Source organism: Pseudomonas sp. yb_9 (assembly GCF_043103635.1).
Lineage (GTDB): Bacteria > Pseudomonadota > Gammaproteobacteria > Pseudomonadales > Pseudomonadaceae > Aquipseudomonas > Aquipseudomonas monteilii.
Map to the genome: position 1 here is coordinate 18,786 of NZ_JBICKA010000010.1, position 13,931 is coordinate 32,716.

The 13,931-nt window shown below is 66.6% G+C and carries 10 protein-coding genes; 3 read left to right on the plus strand and 7 right to left on the minus strand.

Annotated features, from left to right (window positions below; genetic code table 11):
- Nucleotides 1–15: 15 nt before the first annotated feature.
- The 7 genes from ACF8MI_RS03050 to ACF8MI_RS03080 are packed head-to-tail and all read right to left on the minus strand — an operon-like array spanning nt 16 to nt 8,318.
- Nucleotides 16–1,794 carry an ABC transporter ATP-binding protein gene (locus ACF8MI_RS03050; RefSeq protein ID WP_200929322.1) on the minus strand — a complete coding sequence of 593 codons (1,779 nt, stop codon included), beginning with the start codon at nt 1,792–1,794 and terminating at the stop codon, nt 16–18.
- Nucleotides 1,791–2,618, minus strand: coding sequence for an ABC transporter permease (locus tag ACF8MI_RS03055; RefSeq protein ID WP_060498208.1), 828 nt, complete (start codon nt 2,616–2,618; stop codon nt 1,791–1,793). Before ACF8MI_RS03055 ends, ACF8MI_RS03050 begins: the two co-directional genes overlap by 4 nt.
- Entirely contained in the window at nt 2,611–3,687 is a 1,077-nt protein-coding gene (locus ACF8MI_RS03060; protein ID WP_060498209.1) for an ABC transporter permease, read from the minus strand. Before ACF8MI_RS03060 ends, ACF8MI_RS03055 begins: the two co-directional genes overlap by 8 nt.
- Nucleotides 3,680–5,254: an ABC transporter substrate-binding protein gene (locus ACF8MI_RS03065; protein ID WP_104835103.1), complete on the minus strand. Its 1,575-nt coding sequence runs from the start codon at nt 5,252–5,254 to the stop codon at nt 3,680–3,682. The genes ACF8MI_RS03060 and ACF8MI_RS03065 overlap by 8 nt, the downstream gene beginning before the upstream one ends.
- A 10-nt stretch (nt 5,255–5,264) precedes the next feature.
- Nucleotides 5,265–6,452 (minus strand): LLM class flavin-dependent oxidoreductase, encoded by a 1,188-nt coding sequence (locus ACF8MI_RS03070; RefSeq protein WP_200929321.1) that lies wholly within the window; start codon nt 6,450–6,452, stop codon nt 5,265–5,267.
- Between the two features lie 54 nt (nt 6,453–6,506).
- Nucleotides 6,507–7,238, minus strand: a complete 732-nt coding sequence (locus ACF8MI_RS03075) for a class II aldolase/adducin family protein (RefSeq protein ID WP_060498212.1) — start codon at nt 7,236–7,238, stop codon at nt 6,507–6,509.
- A gap of 18 nt (nt 7,239–7,256) precedes the next feature.
- Nucleotides 7,257–8,318 (minus strand): ABC transporter substrate-binding protein, encoded by a 1,062-nt coding sequence (locus tag ACF8MI_RS03080; protein WP_104835105.1) that lies wholly within the window; start codon nt 8,316–8,318, stop codon nt 7,257–7,259.
- Between the two features lie 379 nt (nt 8,319–8,697).
- Here ACF8MI_RS03080 and ACF8MI_RS03085 point away from each other — a divergent pair, with 379 nt between their 5' ends.
- The 3 genes from ACF8MI_RS03085 to ACF8MI_RS03095 all read left to right on the plus strand — a co-directional run bounded on the left by ACF8MI_RS03085 (nt 8,698) and on the right by ACF8MI_RS03095 (nt 13,726).
- Nucleotides 8,698–9,930 carry an acyl-CoA dehydrogenase family protein gene (locus ACF8MI_RS03085; RefSeq protein ID WP_182408591.1) on the plus strand — a complete coding sequence of 411 codons (1,233 nt, stop codon included), beginning with the start codon at nt 8,698–8,700 and terminating at the stop codon, nt 9,928–9,930.
- A 177-nt stretch (nt 9,931–10,107) separates the two neighbouring features.
- The gene (locus ACF8MI_RS03090; protein ID WP_233458221.1) at nt 10,108–11,883 is read left to right on the plus strand and encodes an ABC transporter ATP-binding protein; all 1,776 of its coding nucleotides are present in this window, start codon (nt 10,108–10,110) and stop codon (nt 11,881–11,883) included.
- Entirely contained in the window at nt 11,876–13,726 is a 1,851-nt protein-coding gene (locus ACF8MI_RS03095; RefSeq protein ID WP_200929320.1) for an ABC transporter ATP-binding protein, read from the plus strand. The genes ACF8MI_RS03090 and ACF8MI_RS03095 overlap by 8 nt, the downstream gene beginning before the upstream one ends.
- Nucleotides 13,727–13,931: the final 205 nt, after the last annotated feature.

The window sequence follows — 13,931 nt, forward strand, 5'->3', positions numbered from 1 at the left end:
TCAGACAAACCACCATCAAAACCGGGCAAGGCTCGGCGAGTGCGCCACCAGGTTGCGGGTATAGGCGTCCGCCGGCCGCTCCAGCACCTGCCCGGCACTGCCCTGCTCCACCACCCGCCCCTGGCGCAACACCAGCACGCGGTCGGCTATCGCCCGTACCACGCCCAGGTCGTGGGTCACGAACAGCAACGTCAGCCCCTCGCCCTGCAAGCGCCGCAGCAAGGCCAGAATCGAGGCCTGCACCGACACATCCAGCGCCGAGGTAATCTCGTCACACACCAGCAACTTCGGTTCACAAATCAACGCCCGGGCAATCGCCACGCGCTGACGCTCGCCGCCGGAAAGCCCCTGCGGGTAAAGGTCGGCTACTCGCGCCGGCAATGACACCCGCGACAACACGGCTTCGACCCGCTGCCGGGCCTCGGCACCCCGCACGCCAAAAAAGTGCGCCAAGGGCGCACTCAAGGTTTGTCCCACCGTCTGCCGTGGGTTGAGTGCACGGTAAGGGTTTTGGAACACATACTGAACCTGGTGCCGCAACCGTGCATCACGCTGCCGGGCAGCGAAAGCCAAGGGTTTCCCGGCATAGCGCATTTGCCCCTGCACGTTCTCGCCCAGCCCGGCAATGGCTCGGGCCAGGCTGGTCTTGCCCGAGCCGGACTCACCGACCAATGCCAGGCATTCACCCTGGCGCACCTGCAGCGACACATCGAACAGCACCTGGCGGTCATAGGCGACGTCCAGACCCTGCACCTCCAGCAGCACGTCGCCGGGGGCGGCCAGCGCTTCGGCCTGCACCTCACCCACGGCCGCATGTGCGTGCGCTGGCACCAGGCACGCCACCTGATGGCTGTCTGCATGCGCCAGTAGCGACGGCGCAATCACTGAACACTCGGCACGGCGCCGGCCGCAGCGCGGCGCAAATGCACAGCCATCCGGGCGCTGCCCGGGTGCCGGTGCATGCCCGGCAATCGCTTGCAACGGCTGGCGCCGGGCTATGTCGGGAATCGCGGCGAGCAAGGCGCGGGTGTAGGGGTGCGCAGCCGTGCGGAACAGCACCTCGCGCCCGGCCACTTCCACCAACCGCCCGGCGTACATCACCATCACCCGGTCGACCAGGTCACGCACCACTGCCAGGTCATGGGTCACGTACAGTGCCGCCACGCCCTGGCCACGGCACAGACGCTTGAGGGTTTGCAGCACATGGGCCTGGGTGGTCACGTCCAGCGCGGTGGTGGGCTCATCAAGCACGATCAGCTTCGGTTTCAAGACGAACGCAAGGGCCAGCATGACCCGCTGTTGCTGCCCGCCAGACAGTTGATGCGGGAAACGCCGCAGGAAGGCGTCCTCATCGGGCAAGCCCACATCCCGCAATGTTTCGCCGACACGCAAGCGCACGGCGTCACGCGACAGTGCAGGCTGATGCGCCAGCAGGGTCTCACCCAGCAAGGCACCGATGCGCAGCGCGGGGTTAAGCGCCGTGGCCGGGTCCTGGGCCACGTAACCGACCAACCCGCCACGGGCAAGGCGCAACGCCTCACCTTCCAGTTCGAGCAGCGATTGCCCGGCCACCACTACTTGCCCACCCACAATGCGTGCCCCCTGCCGGGCATGGCGCAGCAAGGCGGTGGCCAACGTGGTCTTGCCCGAGCCGGACTCGCCCACCAGGCCAACGATTTCCCCAGCCGCCAGGCTGAAAGAAACTTCGGCCAGCACATCGACCTGCCCGGCCAGTTCTACCCGCAGGTCACTGACCCGCAACACTTCACTCGCAACATTCAACGGCACGTTCATGGCTGCTTCTCCCCTATCCGTGCGCTGGCCCGGCCAATGCCTTCGGCCAGGATGTTGGTGCCATAGGCAAACACCCCGATGAGCAAGGCAGGTGCCAGTACGGCCCAGGGCTGTACCAGCAGGCCTGCCTGGTTTTCGTTGATCATCAGGCCCCAGTCCGCAGCAGGCGGCGCCACCCCGTAGCCCAGGAAACTCAGGCCCGACAGCATGCCCACCGCCCAGGTGAGCATGTTGCCGAAGTGCACCAACAGCGGCGTGAGGATGTTCGGCAGGATTTCCTGAAAGAGGATGCGCCAACGTGGGTAACCCATCATCTGCGCCGCCTCGACGAACTCCTGCCCCGCCACCGCCACCGCGCTGCCACGGGCCAGGCGGATGACGCCGGGGGTGAAGGCGATGGCCACGGTCAACACGATCAGCCACGGCGCCCGGCCGAGCATGGACACGATCAGCAGCACCAGGATCAGGTCCGGGAACGCCAGCGACACGTCGGCCGCCCAGCTGATGGCCTGGTCCAGGCGCCTGCGCGAGAACCCGGCCAACAGGCCCAGGCTACCGCCGACCAGTAACGCGAGGGTGGCCGCCGCCACCGACATCCACAACACCGACAGGCCGCCACTGAGCAACCGCGACAACAGGTCATGGCCCAGAAAATCATGCCCCAGCGGTGCCCCGGCAGCTGGCGGGCCATACACCGGCCCAACCATTGCCGTGGGCGCATGCGGCACCAGCCAAGGGCCGAGTGCTGCCAGCAGTGCCACCAGCAACGTGATCACTGCGCCGCGCCGCACCTGCGGGTCGGCCAGCCAACGCGATTCAATCATGGGTCGCCTCCTGGGCCAGGGTGCTGCGTGCACGGCGCCACCACGGGCGGATACCACGCCGGACACGGCGGATCATCCGCACCCGGCGTGCAGTGCGCAGCTTGGGGGTGAGCAATACCGTCAGCAGGTCGGCCAGCAGGTTGATCAGCACCACCGCCAGGGTGATGACCAGCACCACGCCCTGGATCATCGGCAGGTCGCGCATCTGGATCGCCGCGTTCAGCGCGGTGCCAATGCCCGGGAAACTGAAAATGACCTCGGCCAGCAGCGCACCACCGACCAGCGTGCGCAGGGTCAGCGCCACGCCTTGAATGGCCGGGGTCAGGGCATTGGGTAACGTATGCCGCCAGACAATGCGCCGCTCGGGGATACCGCGCAGGCGCGCGGCAATCACATACTCGGACTCCAGCGCCTCGATCATCGAAGCGCGCACCATGCGCGTGAGGTACGGCAGTGCCGTCAGGCTCAGGGCCAGCACCGGCAGCACCAGCGACGGCCACTGCCGCCACAACGGCAGCTGCGGGTCGAGGATCGATACCGCCGGCAACCAGCCCATGCCGGGCATGGAGAACAGCAGCACCAGGCCGATGGCCAACAGAAAGCCCGGTGTGGCCTTGAGCAGGATCAACGCCGACAGGCTCCAGCGGTCCAGCCGGCTGTCGCGGCGCAGGGCCAGGCTCACGCCCAGCAACAGGGCCACCGGCACCACCAGCGCCAGCACCCCGGCCAATAAGGCCAGGGTGTGGCCCAAGCGGCCGAACAACAGCTGCGCCACCGGGACCTGGGAATCCAGCGATACCCCCAGGTCCCCGCGTAGCGCAGCGCACAACCAGCGCAGGTACTGCACCAGGATCGGCTGGTCGAGGCCCAGCTGGCGCTGCAGGGTGAGGATGCTTTCCAGCGGCGCATCCGGGCCAAGGATCACCCGCGCCGGGTCGGAAGGCAGGGCCTGGGTGGCAATGAACACCACCAGGCTGATCACCCAGGCCGTCAGCAGCCCGTAACCGAGGCGGCCGATGAACCAGGCCAGCCAGGCCGGTGTGCGGGGCGTGTGTCGAGTATCAGGCATTGGGGTTCAACCAGAGTTCGTCGAAGCGCCAGGAGGCAAAAGTGGTCTGTTCCGGGGTGAGGCCACCCACCTTGGCCGACGCGGCATCGAGCACGTCGGAAAAGCCCCAGATCAGCAGCCCGCCACGTTCGTGCTGGATGGCCTGCGCTTCATGCACCAAGGCCTTGCGCTGCGCCAGGTCGGGCTGGGCCAGGGCCTGTTGGTAGAGTTCGGTAAAGCGCGGATCATGGAAGTTACTGCGGTTATAGATGGCCTGCGGCGCATCGTTGTGCAGCGCCGAGGCAAGAAAACCGCGCGCCGGGGTCGAGCCTGGCGACAGTTGCCATTGCTCACGTTGCGGGCCGTTGAAGACAGACCCGTCCACCTGATTGACCTTCACTTGCACCCCGGCCTTCAGCGCCTGCTGGGCAAACACCAGCGCAGCGTTTACGCCGGGGCCTGGCGTGGTGGTGAGTTCGACGCGCAAGTCCTGCTGCCCGGCCTGGCGCAGCAGGGAACGGGCCTGGTCGAGCTCGTACGGGCGCTGGGCAATACCGTGGTTGTAGGTGGGATCGTGGGGCGAATACAGGTCGTTGGCCACCCGGCCAAAGCCATTGAGCCCACGCGCCACCAGCTCCTGGCGGTCAGCCAGCAGGCGGAACGCCTGGCGCACACGCACATCTTGGAACGGTGCCTTGGCCAGGTTCAGGTTGAAGCCGGTGAACGAGGTGGTCGGCGAGGCATACAGGCGCAGCCGTGGGTCGGCCTTGAGCAACGCACTGTGCTCGGCCTGCACGCCACTGGCCACGTCGATCTGCCCGGCGCGCAGGGCGGCGGCACGCGATACCTGGTCTTTGAATTCGATGATTTCCAGCTCGTCCGCATAGGGGCGGTTGGGCTTGTAGTAGTTCTCAAAGCGAGTGTAGAGCGAGCGCTGGCCGGGGATGAAACTTTTCAGCCGGTACGGCCCCGCGCCCACCGGGTTGTTGACCGGGTGGTAGTCGGTGGGCACGATGCCGCCGAAGCTGATCAGCGTTTCATCCAGTGGGTAGAAGCTTTGGCCCTGTTTAAAACGGATCTCTATAGTGCGCTCGTCCAGCTTGCGCAGGGCCTGGCGATCGATGGAGCCGACCAGCCCGGCAAATGGCGATGCCAATTGCGGGTTGGTCAGGCGCAGGATCGAGAACAGCATGTCGTCGGCAGTGATGCTTTTGCCGTGATGGAACTCCAGCCCCGGCTTGAGGCGGATGGTCCAGGCGCTGGCATCGGCATTCGGCTCGGCGAACTCGGCCAGTGCCAGGCGCGTGCTGACATCGGCATTCCATTCCCAGAACTTGGCGTACAGCGCCCAACCTCGAATAATGCCACCGCCCACCGGCTTGTGCGCATCGAGGTTGCCGGCCTGGTCGCCGTCGATAATACCCACGCGCAAGCGCCCACCGCGCACCGGCGTGCCCGGCAACGCCGCACTGGTGGCTGCCGGCACGCCACTGTCGCAACCGCTGAGCAGCCCGCCGCCGAGCAGCAGGCCGCCACCGACGGCCAGGCTGTTGCCGAGAAACACCCGGCGCGAAAACAGCTCGCTCATCACCCTCTCCTTATGCCGGTTGCGCCACGACCGGCTTGCTCGCCGCGCCCAGGCGCGGTACGTCGAAGCCGTGGTCCAGGTCCAGCAACGGGAACAGCAGGTCGGCCACCCGGTGCGCCTCGTCGATCAGCGGGAAGCCCGACAGGATGAACGCCGACGTGCCCTGGGCTTCGTACTCGCGGATGCGCTCAGCGACCTGCGCGGCGCTGCCGACCAGGTAAGTGCCGGCAGCCGGGCCGAGCAGGTTGAAGCCGAACAGGCTGGGGCCCAGCCAGACGTTGGGGTAGATCTCCAGCTCGCGGGCCGTGGGCAGGCGCCCGGCGCGGATGCTGTCGAGGTTGCGTTGGATGCGCGGGTCGTCGCTGACATAGCTGTCGAAGGTCTGGCCGGGAGGCAACTGGCGTTCGATGGCCGCGCGCGCGGTGGCCAGCGAGGTGCGTTGCAACAGGCGCTCCGCGTGGGCCCAGGCTTCCTCCTCGGTCTCGCGCACGATCACCTGCAGGCGGGTGCCGTAGGTCAGCTCGCGGCCGATCTTCGCCGCCTCGGCACCTACCCGGCGGAACTTGTCGCCCAGCTTTTGCGGGGTGTCGGCGAAGCTCAGGTACACATCCAGCAATTGCACCGAGTGGGCTACGCCCGGTGCCGAGGTACCTGCGCCCCACAACGGTACGCCGGGCTTTTGCTTCGGTGGGTGCCAACCGCCCAGCGGGTGACGGGCAGCGGCTGGCGAGCGTGGTGACAGCTTGACGTAGCGGCCATCGTAACCGGCAGTTTCACCTGCGTAGAAACCCTGGAAGGCGCGCCAGTACTCCAGGCTGAAATCGTAGCGTTCATCGTGCGGGTAATGCACGCCCAGGGTAGCTAACCCTGCGTCGTTGCCGTTGACCACGTTGAATAGCAGGCGGCCGTTGGAAAACTGGTCGAAGGTGAGCGCCCACTTGGCCAGCACTGCCGGCGACAGCTCGCCGGGGTGCTGGGCGACCAGGAAGCGCAGGCGCTTGGTGGCGTCGATCAACGCTGCCGACACGGCCAGGCTTTCGTTAGGGCTGGAACCGAGCAGCGAGCCGTAGAAGCCCAGGCGGTCGGCGGCGATGGCCAGTTGCTTGAGGTGTTCGAAATCGGTGTGCCAGCGGCCTTCGGGTTCCCAGGGATAGGGGCCGTCGGGGGCGGTGAGGTACCAGAGGATTTTTACTGCCATTGGGTGGGGTCCTTATCTTGGGGTGGAGTGCAGGGGCGCACAGCGCCCCAAAGATCAGCCGCGCCGGTCGATGCCTGGCACCAGGCCCAACTCGGTTGCGCGCTCATACAACCCGCTCATCTTCCACTGCTGGGTCAGCACTCCTGGCCCGTAAGGGCGCGACCCACCCAAGGCATCAGCCAGCAATTGAATTTGCGCCCCCTCTTCCAGCAACAGGATGAACTCCGCCGTGGCGCGCAACCCCTGCTTGCCCCACACGGTGGAGCCGCCGTTGGCTTCCAGGATCGCCAGGTTGAACGGGTTCTCGGCAATTTTGTCGAGGATGAAATCCACCTCGGCCTGACGCCGGTCGATGTACACCGGCAACTCGCGGGCCAGCTGGTAGCGCTGCACCGGCACGTAGTGGAACGGCAAGGTGCGGTGGGTTTGCGCCCAGGCACCCAGGTACGGGCTGTGCACGTGTGACACGGTGGTGACATCGGCATGGGTCTGGAAAAGCTTGGTGTAGCGGCCCAGGCCACCTTTGCCCTTGCCGACGATGACGTTGCCGGAAAAATCAGTGACGGTCGCCTGCAACGGCTTGCGGTGGTTCCATGGCCCGCCGTAGTTCACCGATACCAGCAGCTCTTCACCGGGCACGCGCTCGATGAAGCCGACGGTGCCATTGGCGGTGATGGTGTTGGTTTCGCGAAATACGCTGAAGGCCGCTTCGGCTTCGGCCACCACCTGGTCGATGAAGGCTTGCAGTTCGGCAGTGACGGGGCGTTCGTTGATCAGTACGGTCATGTTCAATCTCCAGTCAGGTCAGGCGCGGCGCTGGGCCAGCAGTTCATGGGCAGCTTGCAGAGGCCGCGGGTCGACCCAGTCGGCGATGTCGAAATCGGCTTCGAGGAAGCCGTGCAGGTACAGAAAATCTTTTTGCGTGCCGAGGAAGGCCAGGCGTTGCGCGGACAGGTCCGGGGCCAGGGTGGTGTGGAAGTCGCCGCGATAGGCCTCGGCTACGCCCTGGCTGCCGGCGCGGGTTTCTTCTTCGAGGATGCTGTTGAGCGCGGCGCGGTTGCCGGCGGCCCACTCGGCGGCACGCAGCGTTTGTGCAAGGAAACGCACCACCAGGTCGAAATGGTTGTCGAGCAGGCGCTGGTGCACGGTGATTGGCCGCGGCGTGCCGTTGTTGATGCGGTGGCGCGGGTCGGGCAGCAGGTCGAGGTCGACGCCGACCACCAGCCCCAGCCGGCGCGCGGCATCGGCAGCGGCCGCGCCCTTCACGTACACCGCATCGACTTCACCGCGTGCCAGGTACTCAAGCCCCGACCACAGCCGTTGCAGGCCCAGTTGCGGGGTGGCGGCCCCGGCCTGGTCGAGCAGCGCTACCTCTACCAGTTGCACGTCATCCAGGTGCAAGCCTGCCGAAGCCAGCGCGCCTTTGTACCCATGCAGGCTCATGGCACGGGCAATGCTGCCAGGCCGGGTATCGCCCCAGGCCGGCAGCGCCAGGCGCTTGCCACGCAGGTCGGCGGCGCTGCGAATGCCGGAATCCGGGCGGACCAGAATGGTCTGCCACTCCTCGATCCAGGTCAGGCCGATCAACCGGCTTGGCGAGCCGGCCGCACGGGCGGCCAGCGCCGGCACGTTGCCGCCTTCACGAAACAGCCCGGGCAACTGATGATCGTAATGGTGGTGGCCAAGCTGGCGGGCCTCCTGCAGGGTCGAGACTGGCAGGCCGTCGGCAGCGAACTCCTGCTCCAGCCAGCCGAGCTTGTAAGCGATGCCTGAGGCAGTGGGCACGGGGCAGCGGGTGAACCAGATACGCTCCAGGGCGGACGGGTCGTCTGCCAGGCGTTTTGCGATGGGGGTTGCGAGGGTCATGGGGTGGCTCCTTGGGCGTCGTGAAGGCAGCATTGCAGTGTGCGTGCCAACCGCTGGAGACCCTGATTTACACGGAGTTTGCCTTTGGTTGCGGGCGCTGTTTGCTGGGCTGGGAGCAGGATTGCGGGCGGGGTGCTGCCAGATCAGCAGGGCGTGTGTTGCTGGGGCAGCAAACAGTCTTGGAAGCCACGCAGGATGGGGCCTACAGAGGGGTGGCAAAGATATTGCTCAAGGGGTTGGGACCGCGGTGTGGCCATTCGCGGGCATGCCCGCTCCCACAAGGGCCAGCACAACCCTCAAGGGCAGTGCAGGTCCTGTGGGAGCGGGCAAGCCCGCGAAGCAGGCGCACTGGCCCCATCAGACAAACCGAGCCCCCTCAATGAGTGCACTAGAAACCTCCCCCGCCCGCCGCCTGACCAGCGAAGCCGAGGCCATCGAAACCGCCCGCCAGGTCGCCGCGCGAATCGCCGAACTGGCCGCCGACCCAAGCAACAACGGCCAACTCCCCCGCCGCCAGGCAGAGCTGTTGTCCAGCAGCGGCCTGACCGCGATCGCCGTACCCGCCCAGTTCGGCGGCCTGGGTGCCTCGGTGCAGACTGTGGTCGAAACCGTACGCCTGGTCTCCACTGCCGACGGCGGCGTCGGCCAGCTGCTGCAGATTCACAACGTGATGCTGCGCGGTATCTTTGCCGGCTACCCGGATGACGTGCGCGACCGGCTGATTGCCGACGTGCTGGCCGGCAAGCGCTTCGGCAACGCCTTGGCCGAAGTCGGTGGCAAGAACAAGTTCGCCCTCAAAACCCGCGTCGAGCGCCGCGCCGATGGCCAGTGGGTGCTCAACGGCAGCAAGTTCTACTCCACCGGTTCCTACCTGGCCGAATGGATCTCGCTGACCGCCGCCAGCGAAGACGGTGGCGTGGGCGTGCTGTTGCACCGCGACACCCCAGGGCTGACCCTGGTCGATGACTGGCAGGCCTTTGGCCAGCAGAACTCGGTGAGCGGCACAGTGAACTTCGACGACATCGTGCTCGACGAGCGCTACCTCACCCGCCGCAGCGGGCCGATGAAACGCACCGGCCTGACCTTCCCGCAAATCCTCCACGCCGCCATCGACACCGGCATCGCTGCGGGCGCCTTGCAGGCGGCTGTCGAGTACCTGCGCGAGCATGCGCGGGCCTGGGTGGAGAGCGGCGTCGAACGCGCCAGTGACGAGCCGCATGTGATTCGCCAGATTGGCGAGTATGCCGTGGCGCTACGCGGCGCCGAGTCGGTGTTGCGCGAGGCCGCGCGGGTGTTCGACGACCACGAGCGCGACCCGGAGAACAAGGCGCTGCAGGATGAGCTGATCTTGTCGGTAGCAACGGCCCGGGCACATTCCGATGCCGCATCGCTAAAAATTTCCAGTGATCTGTTTTCGCTGCTGGGGGCCAGCGCTTCGCTGAGCAAGTGGAACCTCGACCGCTTCTGGCGCAATGCCCGGGTACACACCACCCACGACCCGATCCGCTGGCGGCTGCACAACGTGGGCAACTACTACCTGAACGGGGCTGACCCGGGTGAGTACACAGCGGTGCTCAATGCCAAGGAAACCCAGGGCGCTACTCGCCGTTAAAACCCCATGCGGCCCAATCGCCGGCAAGCCAGCTCCCACAGGACCACATCAGGCCCAAGGCCAGCGCTACCTAAGGAAATGCTCTCAGGATGGCAACAGGCTCAAGGGCACTGCTATCACTGTGGGCGCTGGCTTGCCTGCGATGGGCTGCGAAGCAGCCCCCTTTGAGTGATCTACATGAACCACCCGCTCCTTCGGGCATTGGCCATCTACCGCCAAATGCCTTGGCGCTTCGCCTTGGTCACCGCCCTTTATATCGCCGGCAACCTCGGCCTGGCCTGGCAGCAGTGGCTGATCGGCCATGCGGTCGATGATGTCAGCACCGGCCGCGCCGTGCAGCGCCTGGCCGACGGTAGTCTGGACGCCAGCGTGGGCTGGCACTGGCTGTGGTTGCTGCTGGCCATCGCCCTGGGCCGTGGCCTGCTGCAATATGCCGCCGCCATGCTGTCACTGGTACTCAGCCAGGCCCTGCTCACGCGCCTGCGTGAACGCATCCTCCTGCAGGTGCAGCGCCTGCACCTGGGGTATCACTGGCAACACGGAATGGGCGAACTGGTTACCCGCACCACCCGCGATGCCGACAAGGTGCGCGACGCGCTGATCACCTTCTGGCGGCAGATCATCGAAACGCCGCTGGTGGTGGTCGCTGCCGTTGGCCTGTTGAGCTGGTATGACCCGTTGCTGGGCCTGATACCCCTGCTGCTGACCGGCGCCGGGCTGTGGCTGTTCGTGATACAGACCGATCGCTTGGTCACGCTGGACCGCGCCGTGGCCGCCGCCTACGACCAGGTCAGCCAGGACCTGGCTGAAGGCATCGGCGGGGTGCGGGTGATCAAGGCGTTTGGCCTGGAACAACAACGCATCGCCCGCTTCGCCAGCCAGGTCGACTTATTTAGCGGCCACGCCCGCGCCGCCCTCGCCTACGCCAGTTCACGTATTCCGCTGCCACAGGCCGTAGTGGCGCTGGGGCATGTGTGGATCCTGGTGTACGGCGCCCATCGCGTGGCGGCCGGCGCCCTGGGCATCGGCGAGCTGGTGACCTCGCTGCTGGTGGCGACCACGCTGGTGTTTCGCATCGAGGGCATTGGTCGGGTGATGCAGACCTTCGCCGATGCCCGGGCCAGTGCCGAACGCATCTGGCAACTGCTGGACGAACGCCCGGCCATTGTTGGCGGCCACGCAACTCTGCCTGCCGGGCCGCTGGGGCTGAAGCTGAACCGGGTGCAAGTGGGTGCCGTTGAAGCTGGCCGGCCTGTCCTGCAAGGCTGCTCACTTACCCTGAGGCCCGGTGAAGTGGTGGCACTGGTAGGCGCCACTGGCACCGGCAAGAGCCTGCTGGCCAGCCTGCTGCCGCGACTGACCGATGTGCAGCGCGGCAACGTGCAGGTTGGCAGCGATGCCGGCGGTTGGCACGACGTGCGCGACCTCGACCTGGCCGACCTGCGCCGCCGTGTGCAGGTGCTGCCGCAAGAAAGCTTTCTGTTCTCCGACAGCCTGGCCGCCAACCTGCGCATGGCCGCGCCGCAGGCCAGCGACGCCCAGTTGCGTGAAGCGTTGCGCCTGGCCGCCGCCGAGGACGTGCTGGAGCGCCTGCCCCACGGCCTCGACACGCCACTGGGTGATCGTGGCGTGACGCTTTCTGGCGGCCAGCGCCAACGCCTGTGCCTGGCCCGGGCACTGCTTGGCGCGCCCGACATCCTCTGCCTGGACGACGCCACCAGCGCCCTGGATGCCCTGGGCGAACGCCAGGTGCTGCATAACATCCGCCGCCTGCACAGCACAGGCAGCCAGGGCCCGACCTTGCTGCTGATTACCAGCCGCCTTTCCACGTTGCTGTTGGCCGACCGCGTGCTGATGCTGGAAAACGGCCGCATCAGCGCCAGCGGCAGCCATGCCGAGCTGAGCGCGCACAACGCCCATTACCGCGACCTGCTGGGGATCGACCATGACTGATGTGCAGCACTCCCCTGCCAGCGATATCGACATCGAGCAACGCCTGGCTCGCCAGGCGCTGGACCGGGGCATGTTCCACCGCCTGTTGCCGCTACTGCGGCCCATTTGCCGGCAAATCGTGGCAGTGATCGGCATCGAGCTGCTGCTGGTGTTCACGGTTTTCCTGCGCCCGTGGTTCGTGCGCGAACTGCTGGACCGGGGCCTGGTGCCCAGCGCCGACCACTGGCTGCTCGACGAGCGCCTGGTGCTGTGGCTGGGCCTGGGGCTGGCAGCCAGCTGGCTGGGGCGATTTCTGTTGGCGGGCGTGTCGCAGTTCATTGCCGGGCGTGCGGCAATCGGCGTGCTCAACAACCTGCGGGTTAACGTGTTCGCCCATGTGCAAGCACTGTCGGTGAGCTACTTCGACCAGACCCGCGCCGGGCGCATTATCGCCCGTGCCGACCGTGACGTGGATGCGCTGGAGCCCTTGCTGGTGCAAGGCCCGCCCGAGCTGCTGGGCGCCCTGCTACGCTGCGGCCTGGCGGCAGTGATGCTTTGGCGCATCGAACCCGGCTTCTTCTACAGCCTGGCGGCCACGGTACCCCTGCTGGCCGTGGCCACCTGGCGCTTCAAGCGGGTGTCGCAGCGCAACTGGGCCAAGGTGGCCGAGCAACGCAGCCGCTTCACCGCGCACCTGGTGGAAAGTGTCAGTGGCGTGCGGCTGATTCAGCAATGCGGCCAGGAGCAGATCAACCAGGCCCGCTATCGCCGTCTGCTGGAAGACTTCAACCAGGCACTGATACGCGGCAGCCTGCGCGCGGGCTGGTTCGCGCCGTTCACCGTGTTGCTGAGCACCGCCGGCATGGCCGTGCTGTTGCTGGTCGGCGCCCATGGCCTGGCGGAGGGCAAGGTTACGGTTGGCCAGGTGGGTGAGAGCCTGTTCTATGTGTTCCTATTCCTTGGCCCACTGCAGGAGCTGTCGGACCTTTTCGAACGCTATTCCACCGGCAGCGCATCCGCCCAGCGCATCTTCCTGCTGCTCGACACGCGGCCACAAGTGCTCGACCCGTCCGCGCCACACCCACTGGCCAGGGCACGTGGCCAGGTGGACTTTGACGCGGTCGGTTTTGCCTATGTGCCGGACAGCCCCCGGCCAGTGATCGACGGGCTGAACCTGCATATCCGCGCCGGTGAAGTGCTGGCCATCGTCGGCCCCTCGGGGCATGGCAAGAGCACCCTGGTGCAGTTGCTGACACGCTTCTACGAAGTGCAGCAGGGCGCCGTGAAACTGGACGGTATCGACCTTCGTGCGCTGGCCCAGCACGACTTACGGCGCAACGTGGGTGTGGTGCTGCAGGACAATGTGCTGTTCAGCGGCAGCATCCTCGACAACCTGCGCCTGGCGGCACCGGCTGCCGACGATGCGCAGTTGGTAGCTGCAGCCCGCGAGTTGGGCGCCGACGAGGTACTGGAACGGCTGCCGCAGCGCTACCACACCGAAGTCGGCCCGCTGGGCGCGCACCTGAGCCATGGCCAGCGCCAACTCGTGTGCCTGGTGCGGGCGTACCTCGCCGACCCGGCTGTGCTGGTGCTGGACGAAGCCACCTCGGCGGTGGACGTGCACACCGAACGGCGCATACAGCGTGCGCTGCGCCGGCTGTGCCAGGGGCGCACGGCTATCATCATTGCGCACCGGTTGGCGACTATTCGCGATGCGGACCGGATTGCCGTGGTACGGCACGGGAAGGTGGTCGAGCAGGGGCCGCATGCCGAGTTGATCGGGCAAAGTGGTGCTTATGCGGCGCTGTACGACGCGTATCTGCGCAGTGCCGGAGAAGTTGCATCCGAGGAGGTCAAGATCTGACTTACCGGCCTCTTCGCGGGCAAGCCCGCTCCCACAGGTTTGGCGCCAACTTCCAATCCAGCGCTGTACCTGTGGGAGCGGGCTTGCCCGCGAAGAGGCCGGGCCTGCTCATGCTGCTCTCCCAGCATCCACTGCTGCCCGATTGCTGCCTCAGCAGCACCCCATCACATGCCGACCCCGCAAACCACCACCCCACAGGCCCTGC

What these genes read in the sequence shown, in the direction of transcription:
- ACF8MI_RS03050 (WP_200929322.1), bottom strand. Translation starts at nt 1,794, where the DNA reads ATGAACGTGCCGTTGAATGTTGCGAGTGAAGTGTTGCGGGTCAGTGAC.
- ACF8MI_RS03055 (WP_060498208.1), bottom strand. Translation starts at nt 2,618, where the DNA reads ATGATTGAATCGCGTTGGCTGGCCGACCCGCAGGTGCGGCGCGGCGCA.
- ACF8MI_RS03060 (WP_060498209.1), bottom strand. Translation starts at nt 3,687, where the DNA reads ATGCCTGATACTCGACACACGCCCCGCACACCGGCCTGGCTGGCCTGG.
- ACF8MI_RS03065 (WP_104835103.1), bottom strand. Translation starts at nt 5,254, where the DNA reads ATGAGCGAGCTGTTTTCGCGCCGGGTGTTTCTCGGCAACAGCCTGGCC.
- ACF8MI_RS03070 (WP_200929321.1), bottom strand. Translation starts at nt 6,452, where the DNA reads ATGGCAGTAAAAATCCTCTGGTACCTCACCGCCCCCGACGGCCCCTAT.
- ACF8MI_RS03075 (WP_060498212.1), bottom strand. Translation starts at nt 7,238, where the DNA reads ATGACCGTACTGATCAACGAACGCCCCGTCACTGCCGAACTGCAAGCC.
- ACF8MI_RS03080 (WP_104835105.1), bottom strand. Translation starts at nt 8,318, where the DNA reads ATGACCCTCGCAACCCCCATCGCAAAACGCCTGGCAGACGACCCGTCC.
- ACF8MI_RS03085 (WP_182408591.1), top strand. Translation starts at nt 8,698, where the DNA reads ATGAGTGCACTAGAAACCTCCCCCGCCCGCCGCCTGACCAGCGAAGCC.
- ACF8MI_RS03090 (WP_233458221.1), top strand. Translation starts at nt 10,108, where the DNA reads ATGAACCACCCGCTCCTTCGGGCATTGGCCATCTACCGCCAAATGCCT.
- ACF8MI_RS03095 (WP_200929320.1), top strand. Translation starts at nt 11,876, where the DNA reads ATGACTGATGTGCAGCACTCCCCTGCCAGCGATATCGACATCGAGCAA.